This is a genomic window from Streptococcus halitosis (genome assembly GCF_027691175.1).
GTDB classification, from domain to species: domain Bacteria; phylum Bacillota; class Bacilli; order Lactobacillales; family Streptococcaceae; genus Streptococcus; species Streptococcus halitosis_A.
On record NZ_JAQFBD010000007.1, the window covers coordinates 1 to 11,983 of the forward strand.

The 11,983-nt window shown below is 41.3% G+C and carries 14 protein-coding genes; 2 read left to right on the plus strand and 12 right to left on the minus strand.

What is annotated here, in order from left to right; all coding sequences use genetic code 11:
- Positions 1-84: 84 nt before the first annotated feature.
- A complete protein-coding gene (locus tag PG086_RS09145) occupies positions 85-648 on the minus strand; it encodes a hypothetical protein (RefSeq protein ID WP_084939581.1) in 564 nt (187 codons plus the stop codon).
- 115 nt (positions 649-763) lie between these two features.
- A complete protein-coding gene (rlmD, locus tag PG086_RS09150; RefSeq protein WP_270748738.1) occupies positions 764-2,122 on the minus strand; it encodes a 23S rRNA (uracil(1939)-C(5))-methyltransferase RlmD in 1,359 nt (452 codons plus the stop codon).
- A gap of 37 nt (positions 2,123-2,159) precedes the next feature.
- Between rlmD and recX the strand changes: the two genes are divergently transcribed.
- Both recX and PG086_RS09160 read left to right on the plus strand, forming a co-directional pair.
- Positions 2,160-2,936: a recombination regulator RecX gene (gene recX / locus PG086_RS09155; protein WP_084852268.1), complete on the plus strand. Its 777-nt coding sequence runs from the start codon at positions 2,160-2,162 to the stop codon at positions 2,934-2,936.
- An 88-nt stretch (positions 2,937-3,024) separates the two neighbouring features.
- Positions 3,025-3,558, plus strand: a complete 534-nt coding sequence (locus PG086_RS09160; protein ID WP_000775318.1) for a DUF402 domain-containing protein — start codon at positions 3,025-3,027, stop codon at positions 3,556-3,558.
- 70 nt (positions 3,559-3,628) lie between these two features.
- On the opposite strand, the gene PG086_RS09165 is transcribed toward PG086_RS09160, so the two are convergent.
- From PG086_RS09165 to rpoE, 10 genes are all read right to left on the minus strand, one after another.
- On the minus strand, positions 3,629-4,396 hold the full coding sequence (locus PG086_RS09165) for an epoxyqueuosine reductase QueH (RefSeq protein ID WP_033583681.1): 768 nt from the start codon (positions 4,394-4,396) through the stop codon (positions 3,629-3,631).
- Positions 4,397-4,521: 125 nt separating this feature from the next.
- A complete protein-coding gene (gene groL / locus PG086_RS09170) occupies positions 4,522-6,144 on the minus strand; it encodes a chaperonin GroEL (protein ID WP_270748744.1) in 1,623 nt (540 codons plus the stop codon).
- Between the two features lie 15 nt (positions 6,145-6,159).
- Positions 6,160-6,444: a co-chaperone GroES gene (gene groES, locus PG086_RS09175; protein ID WP_000917326.1), complete on the minus strand. Its 285-nt coding sequence runs from the start codon at positions 6,442-6,444 to the stop codon at positions 6,160-6,162.
- A 156-nt stretch (positions 6,445-6,600) separates the two neighbouring features.
- Positions 6,601-6,996 carry a single-stranded DNA-binding protein gene (locus PG086_RS09180; RefSeq protein WP_270748747.1) on the minus strand — a complete coding sequence of 132 codons (396 nt, stop codon included), beginning with the start codon at positions 6,994-6,996 and terminating at the stop codon, positions 6,601-6,603.
- 77 nt (positions 6,997-7,073) lie between these two features.
- Positions 7,074-7,835 carry an SDR family NAD(P)-dependent oxidoreductase gene (locus tag PG086_RS09185; protein ID WP_061599002.1) on the minus strand — a complete coding sequence of 254 codons (762 nt, stop codon included), beginning with the start codon at positions 7,833-7,835 and terminating at the stop codon, positions 7,074-7,076.
- 41 nt (positions 7,836-7,876) lie between these two features.
- Positions 7,877-8,503 carry a YtpR family tRNA-binding protein gene (ytpR, locus tag PG086_RS09190; RefSeq protein ID WP_084938827.1) on the minus strand — a complete coding sequence of 209 codons (627 nt, stop codon included), beginning with the start codon at positions 8,501-8,503 and terminating at the stop codon, positions 7,877-7,879.
- Positions 8,504-8,518: 15 nt separating this feature from the next.
- Complete coding sequence (locus PG086_RS09195) at positions 8,519-8,836, minus strand: thioredoxin family protein (protein WP_084939578.1); 318 nt, start codon at positions 8,834-8,836, stop codon at positions 8,519-8,521.
- Positions 8,833-9,132 carry a DUF4651 domain-containing protein gene (locus PG086_RS09200; RefSeq protein ID WP_084939577.1) on the minus strand — a complete coding sequence of 100 codons (300 nt, stop codon included), beginning with the start codon at positions 9,130-9,132 and terminating at the stop codon, positions 8,833-8,835. Before PG086_RS09200 ends, PG086_RS09195 begins: the two co-directional genes overlap by 4 nt.
- A gap of 165 nt (positions 9,133-9,297) precedes the next feature.
- Positions 9,298-10,905: a CTP synthase gene (locus PG086_RS09205; protein WP_070567101.1), complete on the minus strand. Its 1,608-nt coding sequence runs from the start codon at positions 10,903-10,905 to the stop codon at positions 9,298-9,300.
- 317 nt (positions 10,906-11,222) lie between these two features.
- Positions 11,223-11,813: a DNA-directed RNA polymerase subunit delta gene (rpoE, locus tag PG086_RS09210; protein ID WP_000418415.1), complete on the minus strand. Its 591-nt coding sequence runs from the start codon at positions 11,811-11,813 to the stop codon at positions 11,223-11,225.
- Positions 11,814-11,983: the final 170 nt, after the last annotated feature.

Below are 11,983 nucleotides of genomic sequence, written 5' to 3' on the forward strand. Positions count from 1 at the left end.
TTTTCAACTCTTTCTATTATACCTACTTTTCCTACTTTGTCAAGATCTTTTTTTACATTCTACAACAAAATTTTTAATTTCTATCTAATTGTTCTCTTTTCTTGTTTTAAAATTTGAGAGTATTTCTTGTTCTTTATTTCCATATGTTGGTGGGGCTGGATTCCATAAATAAGCACGATGTTCAAGAGCAAATTTCACTTCCGAATAATTAATCTTATCATAGTTTTCATAATCTATATTAGCTAAGTATTTTTCAACAATAATTTCATAAATAATAAAATCTTCGAATTTTTCATAAATAGATCTGTATTTGACACTGTCTTTATCCATGAATGTATTGAATATATATGCTTCAACGGAAAATTCTGTAGAAACTTTTTCTTTTTTTGGTTCAGAAATCATACACCTTAATATCCCTCTTAACTCGGAGTATATGTTTTTACTACTCCCAACTTGTATGCAAATTTGTGTCATATCTGAATTATCGTTATCCAAGTCTCTCTTTTTCCGCGCAAACATTGCCCACAATTTTTTCTCGTCACTTGACACCCCTTTTATCAATTTTCTTATATTTTCATTTCTTAAATCTGAGAATTTACAAATTTCTTTTAAATAGTCATATTTATTTAGATTTTCTTCTACTGACATTTTACATACTCCTCTATACTCTATCACTGCTATATAATAATTTTCCTATGCTAGTTAATTATCCATTATACCTTTTTTGTTTTGATTCGTTTATAATTTTTAGGTCCTAGAACTTCTATGCTTTTCTCTTAACCAACTTCACGACCGCCTCTGTCCGTGCAGTGTGGGGAAACATATCAACTGACTGGATATACTGGAGATCATAGACTTTTACCAGTTTAACTAAATCTCGTGCCAAGGTCGAAACATTGCAGGATACATAGACCATTTTGTCTGGAACATAGGTCAGAATGGTATCCAGTAGCTTATCATCTAAGCCTGTACGAGGAGGGTCAACTATTAAGGCATCCGCTCGGTAGCCTTCTTGATACCAGCGTGGAATAATCTCTTCTGCTGTTCCCGCTTCGTAATGGGTATTGTCAAATCCCATTTTTTTAGCATTTCGCTTAGCATCTTCTATGGCTTCTGGAATAATATCCATCCCTCTGAGACTCTTGACCTTATTTGCGAAGGCAAATCCGATTGTCCCAACACCGCAATATGCATCAATCAGATGATCCTCTTCGCTGACATCCAGAGCCTTAACTGCTTCACTATAGAGAATTTCTGTCTGCTCAGGATTAAGCTGATAAAAAGCTCGGGGCGAGAGAGAAAACTCATAGTCAAGTACTCCTTCTTGAATACTCTCTTGGCCCCAGATAATTTCCGTCTTTTCACCATAGATTTCACTTGTTTTTGCTGTATTTGTATTGACTGCAACTGTGACGACTTCTGGAAAATCCTTGACTAGGTCTTTGACTAGTTGATTCAAATTTAGCTGGCGATTCGTGACGATGATTATCTGGACTTGTCCTGTTTTTCTTGCTCGACGTACCATGATGGTGCGAACGCCGAGCGTTTTTCTCTCATCGGTGATGGGGATTTGATGGTAAGTAAGAAGTTCAGCTAGGCGATTCGCAATTGTCTGGGTTTCCTTATCTTGCACCAAGCAGTCTTTCAACTCTACGAGGTAATGAGAGTTTTGCGCATACAAACCTGCCTTGACCTGATTTTTAAATTTCCGAGTCTGGAATTGTAGCTTAGCACGGTAGTACTTTGGTTCCTGCATTCCGATAGTTGGACGGATTTCATAGTTTTCATATCCTGTAGGAGCAAATTTTTTCAGAGCTTGATGGAGCAAGTCCGTTTTGAACTCTAACTGTTTATCGTAGTGGAGGTGCATGATTTGGCAACCACCACATTCATTATAAATCGTACAAGCTGGTACGACTCGAAATTTAGACTTCTTATTAACCTTTAGTAATTTGGCTTCAACAAAGTTACGTTTAATAGAAGTAATCTGACAATAGATATCTTCTCCTTTGAGGGCGCCTGGCACAAAAACGAGGGTTTTCTGGTAGAAACCGATTCCCTCACCATTGATACCCATTCGCTTGATTTTTAAAGGTATTTTTTGTTTGACTTTCAGATTCATACCCCTATCTTATCACATTTTAGGGTATAATAGAACTATGAAAATCACAAAACTTGAAAAGAAAAAACGCCTCTACTTGATGGAACTAGATGGACAGCAAACCTCTTATATCACGGAAGATACTATTGTCCGTTTTATGCTGTCTCGAGATAAGGTCATTAGCAAAGAGGAACTGACCAAGATACAGGGCTTTGCTCAGTTTTCTTATGGTAAGAACCTCGCTCTCTACCATTTATCCTTCAAGGCTCGTACTGAAAAGGAAGTGAGAGAGTATCTGAAAAAGTATGATATTGATGAAACAATCACTAGTCAGGTTATCGCTAACCTTAAAGAAGACAACTGGATAAATGATCGTCAGTATGTCTACTCTATTATCAACGCAAATCAACTTTCTGGAGATAAGGGACCTTATGTGCTAGCTCAAAAACTGTCTCAAAAAGGGATTGTCAAATCAACGATTGAAGAGGTTTTAAAGGATTTTGATTTTTCAGAGGTTGCTCAACGTGTGGCGGAGAAACTTCTTAAAAAATACATGGGAAAGCTTCCCGCTCGTGCCTTGCAGGATAAGATCATTCAAAGCTTGACGAACAAAGGCTTCTCCTATTCTGATGCTAAAAATGCTTTTGATGACTTGGATAGTCAAGTCGGCCAAGAAACGACTCAAGAACTCATTTTTAAAGAGCTAGACAAACAATATGCTAAGTATGCTCGAAAGTATGAAGGATACGAACTTAAACAGCGTTTAACCCAAGTTTTAGCCCGAAAAGGCTATGATTTTTCGGATATAGCCAGCGCTCTCAGAGAATATCTTTAACATTTTCGTGTAAAATTCAAAAAAAATAGACCGATTTATGATATAATAGTAAACGATAAACTTATAAATTGTAGAAAGTTGGTTAGTTATGAAACTTCCAAAAGAAGGCGACTTTATTACAATTCAAAGTTATAAGCATGATGGGAGTCTTCACCGTACTTGGCGAGACACCATGGTACTAAAAACAACAGAGAACGCCATTATCGGCGTCAACGACCACACACTAGTTACCGAAAGTGACGGTCGTCGTTGGGTGACTCGAGAACCGGCTATTGTTTACTTTCACAAAAAATATTGGTTTAATATCATTGCTATGATTCGCGATAATGGGATTTCCTACTATTGCAATATGGCTAGTCCCTACTATCTAGATGAGGAAGCCCTGAAATACATTGACTATGATTTGGATGTCAAGGTCTTCACTGATGGTGAAAAGCGTCTCTTGGACGTTGAAGAGTATGAGCGCCATAAACGCAAAATGAAGTATTCTGATGATTTAGACTATATTTTGAAAGAGCATGTTAAAATCCTTGTTGATTGGATCAACAATGGACGCGGTCCTTTCTCAGAGGCCTATGTCAACATTTGGTACAAACGCTACATAGAACTAAAGAATCGGTAAAGTTGTCAAGCCGGGGTGAGAGCCCTGGTTTTTTTATTTGAAAAACCCAGCTTTTCGACTGGGTTGATTTCTATATATCTAATTTAGTCACAGTAAACTTGATGTGGGAATAGTCTTTTTCAACATCCTTATCCAACAAGAAAGCCGTGGCATCCTTCTTAACCTGAACAAGGTCAATGTTCTGAGCTTGAGCCGCATAGACGCATCCACAATAACATTGACGATAGATATCATACTCCTCGCACATCTCCACCGAGCGCTTATAGCCTTGATTTTTCTTGAAATCACTTGGAAGATAGTGGGTGGTATAAATCTTTTGCACATCGATTCCGATGCTGTTGATGGTTTGAGAGTTCTTATGGGGACTGATGGTCAAAGCTGAACCAAAGTAGTCAAAGCCCAAGTCCATAGCTACCTGTGCTGTTTTATCCAAACGGTAATCAAAACAAACCTTGCAACGATCGCCACCTTCGGGTTCTTCTTCCAGTCCTCTGACTAACTTCCGGTATTCATTGGGTTCATAAGGCGCTTCTAAATAGTGGACCGTATTTCCTGTCCTCTCATTGAAATCACTGACAAATTTCTTGGTGACGTAAGCTCGCTTGTGGTATTCTGCCTTGGGATGGATATTGGAATTGGCAAAATAGATAGTCACATCAGCGTATTTTGTCAGGTATTCTAGGGTGTAGGTACTACAAGGAGCACAGCAAACATGCATGAGAATAGTGGGACGTTCCTCATTTTTTTCCCAAACCTGAACCATTTTCTGCATGACACGGTCATAATTAATCTTCTGATTGGGATTCATCTTGCTCAGAATTTCTTCTACATCGATCATGTTCTTCTCCTTTTTCTAGTCTTATTTTATCATATAAGTTAGGAGAGCTCAATCCAATTTAGAAGTGATTATCATAAAAAGAAGGGATATGTATTCCCTTCTTTTGTGTTTTTTATAAGTTACTTTTACATCATCCCGCCCATCATGCTTGGATCCATTGTTGGAGCTGGGGCTGCTGGTTCCGGTTTATTGGCTACGACTGCTTCTGTTGTCAAAATCAAGCTGGCTACAGAGGCTGCATTTTGAAGGGCTGAACGGCTCACTTTAACTGGGTCGATGATTCCTTCTTCAATCATGTTGACCCATTCGCCAGTTGCTGCGTTGAAGCCTGTACCAACTTCAGCATTTTTCAAACGGTCAATAACAATAGAACCTTCGAATCCTGCATTGTGGGCAATTTGACGAACAGGTTCTTCCAAGGCACGGAGAACAATATTACGTCCTGTTGCTTCATCTCCTGTCAATTCCAAATCAGCTACGGCTGGGATGACATTTACAAGAGCTGTTCCACCACCTGCAACGATTCCTTCTTCAACGGCTGCACGAGTAGCGTTGAGGGCATCTTCAATGCGGAGTTTCATTTCTTTCAACTCAGTTTCAGTTGCAGCTCCGACCTTGATGACTGCGACACCACCTGACAATTTTGCCAAGCGTTCTTGCAATTTTTCACGGTCAAATTCAGAAGTTGTAGTTTCGATTTGAGACTTGATAACCGCAACACGGTGAGAAATAGCTTCAGGATTTCCAGCACCTTCTACGATAACAGTGCTATCTTTGTCCACAGTTACTCTCGCTGCTTGACCAAGCGCCTCAATAGTCGCATCTTTCAACTCAAGGCCAAGGTCCTCTGTGATGACTGTTCCTCCTGTCAAGATAGCGATATCTTCCAACATAGCCTTACGACGGTCACCAAAACCAGGTGCTTTGACAGCTACGACATTGAAGGTTCCACGAATCTTGTTCAAGACAAGAGTTGGAAGAGCTTCACCATCCACATCATCTGCAATAATCAAGAGTGGACGGTTGCTTTGAAGAATGCTTTCTAGAAGTGGCAAGATTTCTTGGATATTGGAAATCTTCTTGTCGGTAATCAAGATGTATGGATTTTCAAGGTCAGCCACCATCTTTTCGCTATCTGTTACCATGTACTGTGAAAGGTAACCGCGGTCAAACTGCATTCCTTCCACGACTTCAAGCTCTGTTTCCATACCACGTGACTCTTCAATGGTGATAACACCGTCTTTACCAACTTTTTCCATAGCTTCAGAGATGTATTCGCCGACTTTTTCAGAACGAGAAGATACGGCAGCAACTTGAGCGATGGCTTCTTTATTAGCAACTGGGATGGCATTGTTTTTCAAGGCTTCTACAGCTGCGGCAACCGCTGCTTCAATCCCCCGACGAATGCCGATTGGATTGGCACCTGCTGTGACGTTCTTGATTCCTTCACGTACGATAGCTTGGGTCAAGACAGTTGCAGTTGTTGTTCCGTCACCTGCGATATCATTGGTCTTTGAAGCGACTTCTGATACCAACTTGGCACCCATATTTTCAAAATGGTCTTCCAACTCGATTTCTTTGGCAATGGTCACACCGTCATTGGTGATGAGTGGTGAGCCAAATGATTTTTCCAACACAACATTACGACCTTTTGGTCCTAAGGTTACTTTAACTGTGTCCGCAAGGATATCGACACCACGGACCATAGCTGAACGAGCATCAGATGAAAATTTAATTTCTTTTGACATACTTACTTTCTCCTTCTATTCTTCAATGATAGCCAAAATGTTAGCTTCGCCTACGATGATGTACTTTTCATCGCCATCTTTGACATCAATACCTGCATGAGCTTCAACTAAGACACGGTCTCCAGGCTTAACGCTTGGAGCAACCAAGTCACCATTCAAGGTACGAACACCTTGTCCAGTAGCTACAACTTGGGCTGTTTTTGTTTTTTCTTGGGCTGAGCCTGCAAGGACAAAGCCTCCAACAGTTTGTTCTTTTTCTTCGATTTTCAAGACCACACGGTCTCCTAATGGTTTCAACATCTGTTTTCCTCCATGATGAAATAGATATCATTAGCACTCTTTACATCTGAGTGCTAATTTATAGTTCTATTGTATCACTTGGTCAGAAATAGTCAAGAAAAAAGTCTGACTTTCTCAATATAAAAAAGCCTGAGATCAACTCAGACTTTTCAATACTTAAAATGGCAATTCTTCCTCTTCCAAGATCAAATCTGCCAAATCCTGTCCTGCGTTATTTTCTCGCATAGCACGTTGGGCGCGGCTTTCCAAGAGTTGGAATCCTGTGACAAGGACTTCGGTCACATAATTCATCTGGCCATTTTTCTCAAAACGACGGGTACGCAATTCCCCATCAACGGAAATGAGGCTTCCTTTGGTCGCGTAACTTGCCAATGTTTCAGCCAATTTTCCCCAAAAAACAAGATTGACAAAATCAGCTTCACGTTCCCCATTTTGGTCTTTGTAACGACGGTTCACAGCGATAGTTGCTCGCGCTACTGACTTGTCATTGTTGGTTTTGTGCAATTCTGGTGTAGACGTCAAACGCCCGATCAAAATAACTTTATTATACATATTTTCTTCCTCCTACTTATCTATTCGCAGGGAATCAAAAAAAGTTACAAAAATTTGTAACTTTTCGAGAAAATTTTTTATTTTTTATGAACCATAAAACCTGTCGCCTGTTGATTGGCCATAATAGTCATATCTGTAATCTGCACACGACGAGGCTGACTGGTCACATAGACCACAGTGTCTGCGATATCTTGTGCTTGCAGGGCCTCAATTCCCTGATAGACGGTTGCAGCACGCTCTTTGTCACCGTGGAAACGTACCGCAGAAAAATCTGTTTCGACAATTCCAGGCTGAATGGTGGTCACCTTGATATCCGTTGCGATGGTATCAATTCGCAGTCCATCTGAAAAAGTCTTAACTGCCGCCTTGGTGGCTGAGTAAACAGCTGCCCCAGCATAGGCATAGATTCCTGCGGTTGATCCCATGTTGATAATATGTCCCTGATTGGCTTTTACCATTGCTGGCAAGAAACAGCGAGTGACTGCCATCAACCCCTTGACATTGGTATCTAACATGGTCAGCATATCCAGCTCTTCATAATCCTGATAGGGAGCCAAGCCAAGAGCTAGTCCAGCGTTATTGACCAAGATATCAATCTGCCCTATCGTTTCCAAAATATCGGAGCAGACAGTCTTTACCATAGCCATATCCGTCACATCCAGTGGAAAGGTCCAAACGGTTTGATTTGGAAAAGTTTCTGCAAACTCTGACTTGAAGGCCTCTAGTCTGTCTGTCCGTCGCCCTGTTAGAACGACATTCTCTCCCTGCTCCAGATAAGCACGCGCAATCGCTTCACCAATTCCAGAGGTCGCTCCTGTAATCACTACATTTTTCGCCATCTTATCCCCCTCTATCTGGTCTATCAAATACCGACAATTTCCTAGGCCGTCCAGTGTTTGGCTGGGTCAAATGGAGTTCCGACAACTTGGTCTTCTGATAATTCAATAACCCCACGTTTTTGCGGAGCATTTGGCAAGGCAAGTTCACGAGGGCTACACATCATGCCAAAACTCTTTTCACCACGAAGTTCGCCTGGGAAAATGAGATTGCCTTTTGGCATCATCGCTCCAGGGAGAGCCACAATGGTTTTCAACCCAACACGCGCATTGGGAGCCCCTGCAACGATTTGCACTGTCTTATCACTTGCGACTGCAACTTGGCAGATGTTGAGGTGGTCACTATCTGGATGGGCTACCATCTCGACAATTTCACCAACAACAAACTTAGGTTCTTTGTCATTGACAATCTCTTCTGCAAAGCCTTCCGCTCGCAATTCTTGGTTCAAACGTGCTACTTGCTCATCTGTCAAAAAGACTTGACCGCGCTCTGCAATTTCAAACAAACTTGAAATTTCGAAAATATTCCAAGCCACTGTTTCTCCATTTTCTTTGAGGAAAACACGGGCTACCTTGCCTTTGCGCTCCACGTCCAGTTTGGCATCGCCGCTATTTTTCACGATAACCATAAGGACATCGCCGACATGTTCTTTGTTATATGTAAAAATCATTCTTTCCTTTTTCTCCTATTTCAGTCCTGCTAAAAAGTCGTTAATTTGTTGCTTGCTTTTACGGTCACGGTTGACAAAACGGCCGATTTCCTTGTCCTTTTCTAGCACAACAAGGCTAGGAATCCCGTACACATCCCAGAGTTTGGCCAGATCCAGATACTGATCTCGGTCCACTCGAACAAAGGTGAACTCTGGATTAGTCTCCTCAATCTCTGGCAAGGCTGGATAGATATAACGACAATCGCCACACCAGTCTGCCACAAAAAGGAAGACCTTCTTGCCATCTTTTTCTACTAAAGATGCCAATTCTTCTAAACTTGCAGGTTGTATCATATGACTTCCTCCTCATAGACCAGATCTTCATTTTCATAGACAAAGGTGTAATGACGACCATCCTCGAAAATGACTCCTCCGACCAGTCGCTCTAGGCTACTTTCGTAGACTTGAACATAGAGAGTCGCAATCTCACCCATATCTGAGAAAAGTTCGCGCACGATAGCGGTCAACTCTTCCTGAGTCTTCATGAGCTTGTGATTATCTGCTGCTTTTTTAGCCCCCAAAGCAAGGGCACTTAGACCAGCCACAGTCAAGCCAGTCATCCATAATTTCTTAGCTTTCATACCATTCATTGTAACACAAAAAGGGCTCTAGGACAAATAGGGAAGCCGTATATGAGCAAGGAAAATCTCTTACCTCAGTGAGTCTAATTCTTATTGCCAAGCGCCTGAGTTAACAAGAATTTCCTGAATGGATTAAAAAAATCTCTGAGATTATTCTCAGAAATTAGAAGATAACTAGTTACTATTTTCAACTGCTGCAGTAACAAAGGCAGTGTAGAGTTCTTCTGGACGATTTGGACGACTGGAAAGTTCAGGGTGATACTGACAAGCCACAAAAAATTTATTCTCAGGAATTTCTACAATTTCGACCAAACGATTGTCTGGAGAAACTCCCGAGAAGACAAAACCTGCCGCCTCAAACTGTTCACGAAAGGCGTTGTTAAACTCATAACGGTGACGGTGACGGCGTTGCACCACTTCTTGATTGTGATAAGCAGCCGCTGCCTTAGAACCTCGTTTCAACTTAGATGGATAAAGTCCCAAACGAAGGGTTCCACCCATATCCTCAACATCAACCTGGTCACGCATGATATCGATGATAGGGTATTTTGTATCTGGTGCAAGTTCTGCAGAATTGGCACCTTCAAGCCCTAAAACGTGACGAGCAAACTCGATACAAGTCAACTGCATTCCCAAGCAGACTCCCAACATTGGAACATCATTTTCACGCGCATAGCGAATGGCTTGAATTTTCCCTTCCGTACCACGTTGACCAAAACCTCCAGGTACGATGATTCCGTTCGCATCAGACAAGAGCTCTGCTACATTCTCTGCTGTCACATCATTGGCATTGATCCAATTAATCTTCACTTCTGCGTCGTTGGCATAACCAGAGTGTTTTAAGGCTTCGACCACTGAGATGTAGGCATCTTGCAACTCCACATACTTACCGACAAGGGAAATCTTGACTTGTTTCTTGAGGTTCATGACCTTGTCCACCATGGCTGACCACTCTGTCATATCCGCTGCTGGTGCATCTAGTTTCAAATGGTCACAAACAATTTGGTCCATGCCTTGTGCCTGCAAGTTCAATGGAATTTGGTAAAGGTGTTCGACATCCAAAGACTCGATAACAGCTTCTGGAGCCACGTCACAGAACTGAGCTAGTTTATTTTTAATTCCTTGACCAGCTGGTTTTTCTGTACGAATGACCAACATATTTGGCTGGATTCCCAAACCACGCAATTCTTTTACAGAGTGTTGAGTTGGCTTGGTCTTCATTTCACCAGCAGCCTTGAGGTAAGGAAGCAAGGTTGTATGGATGTACATGACATTATCTGCACCCACATCTGCCTTCATCTGACGAAGGGCCTCTAGAAATGGCAAGGACTCGATATCTCCAACGGTTCCACCAACCTCTGTGATAATGACATCCGAGTCGGTCGTTAGAGCGGCACGCTTGATTTTTTCTTTCAAAGCATCTGTGATATGAGGAATGACTTGAACAGTTGCCCCAAGGTATTCTCCACGGCGTTCCTTACGAAGAACTTCACTGTAGATTTTACCAGTTGTCACGTTGGAATATTTGTTGAGATTGATATCGATGAAACGTTCATAGTGACCCAAGTCCAAATCGGTCTCAGCCCCATCATCTGTCACAAAGACTTCCCCGTGCTGGTAAGGACTCATAGTTCCCGGGTCGATATTGATATAAGGGTCAAACTTCTGAATAGTTACTTTAAGACCACGATTTTTCAAGAGTCGGCCCAGACTTGCTGCGACAATCCCTTTCCCAATAGACGACACCACACCACCAGTTACAAAAATATATTTCGTAGACATAGATTCCTCTTTCTAAAATGCTCAAGACCTTGTTTAACTACGAAGGGAGATTGAAAACAAGACCCTTATGAATAACGACTTTTCAAGAAAACTTCCTGAAAAAACAAAAATAGCTCCCTAGTAACTAGGGAGCCCCGACCTCTAAAAGAGGTGCCCGAACAATATAATACCTCAAAGCAGAACATTTGTCAACTCGAATTGGTAAAAGATGAAAAAAAGAGATTGTTTTCAGAAAACCAACTAAAAATCCGCATCCAAACAGATGACTTGCTCAAGGAACGAAAAAGGAGATCAGGCGATCTCCTCTGTGAAGTCTTTTACTCTTCTTCACTTGTTTCAGCGTCATCGTCAGAAAACTCATCGTCTTCTTCGTTGAGATCCACGTCTTCACCCAAGTCATCAGGGGCGATTTCATTGATTTCTGCATCGTAAGCTTCCACTTCATTTTTCTCATCATCTGGATTTTCATCATCGTATGAAAGAGCTGGATCTGCTTCGTATGCATCTTCGTCTTCTGGATCATCTGCGTTGTAGTCAATGGCATCTGAATCACCATCCATAAAGGCATTGACGCGTTTTTTCTTAGCTTTTGGTGCTACTTCATCGTCATCACTTTCTTCAAGAGCGATAATTTCTTCGTCAATTTCGTCCACACCATACCATGAACGAAGCCCCCATTTGTTGTCTCCAAGAGAGATGAAGCTACCGTCAAAGTTCAACTCTGTGTAGAACAAAGGCAAAGCTTCGCGGATATCGCTGTTTGATGTTCCAAGGTAGTTTTGAATTTCATTTACAAGATCGCTAAAATGCATCTCATGATCGCGACCACGAAGTTCCAAGATAGCACGCGCTACCTCAATCATAGATAGTTCACTTTTTTCTTGCCCAGCAAATACTTCTAATTCCAAAGCGTTTCTCCTCATTTTTACTACTATCGCCAGAGCGAACAGACTCTGACCTCATTTTATCATGTACCCTTTATTGTACGATAATTTTGCGGAATAGTCAAAGGTTAAAATAGATTTATCTATGATTTATTAAGTAAAAATCAATTGATTTTATCACATGGTAAATTTAA

Bases quoted from the DNA above. Each gene is read 5' to 3' on its own strand.
- rlmD (WP_270748738.1), bottom strand. From the start codon at position 2,122: ATGAATCTGAAAGTCAAACAAAAAATACCTTTAAAAATCAAGCGAATG.
- PG086_RS09165 (WP_033583681.1), bottom strand. From the start codon at position 4,396: ATGATCGATGTAGAAGAAATTCTGAGCAAGATGAATCCCAATCAGAAG.
- PG086_RS09145 (WP_084939581.1), bottom strand. From the start codon at position 648: ATGTCAGTAGAAGAAAATCTAAATAAATATGACTATTTAAAAGAAATT.
- PG086_RS09195 (WP_084939578.1), bottom strand. From the start codon at position 8,836: ATGATACAACCTGCAAGTTTAGAAGAATTGGCATCTTTAGTAGAAAAA.
- groL (WP_270748744.1), bottom strand. From the start codon at position 6,144: ATGTCAAAAGAAATTAAATTTTCATCTGATGCTCGTTCAGCTATGGTC.
- PG086_RS09205 (WP_070567101.1), bottom strand. From the start codon at position 10,905: ATGTCTACGAAATATATTTTTGTAACTGGTGGTGTGGTGTCGTCTATT.
- ytpR (WP_084938827.1), bottom strand. From the start codon at position 8,503: ATGATTTTTACATATAACAAAGAACATGTCGGCGATGTCCTTATGGTT.
- PG086_RS09160 (WP_000775318.1), top strand. From the start codon at position 3,025: ATGAAACTTCCAAAAGAAGGCGACTTTATTACAATTCAAAGTTATAAG.
- PG086_RS09200 (WP_084939577.1), bottom strand. From the start codon at position 9,132: ATGAATGGTATGAAAGCTAAGAAATTATGGATGACTGGCTTGACTGTG.
- PG086_RS09185 (WP_061599002.1), bottom strand. From the start codon at position 7,835: ATGGCGAAAAATGTAGTGATTACAGGAGCGACCTCTGGAATTGGTGAA.
- groES (WP_000917326.1), bottom strand. From the start codon at position 6,444: ATGTTGAAACCATTAGGAGACCGTGTGGTCTTGAAAATCGAAGAAAAA.
- recX (WP_084852268.1), top strand. From the start codon at position 2,160: ATGAAAATCACAAAACTTGAAAAGAAAAAACGCCTCTACTTGATGGAA.
- PG086_RS09180 (WP_270748747.1), bottom strand. From the start codon at position 6,996: ATGTATAATAAAGTTATTTTGATCGGGCGTTTGACGTCTACACCAGAA.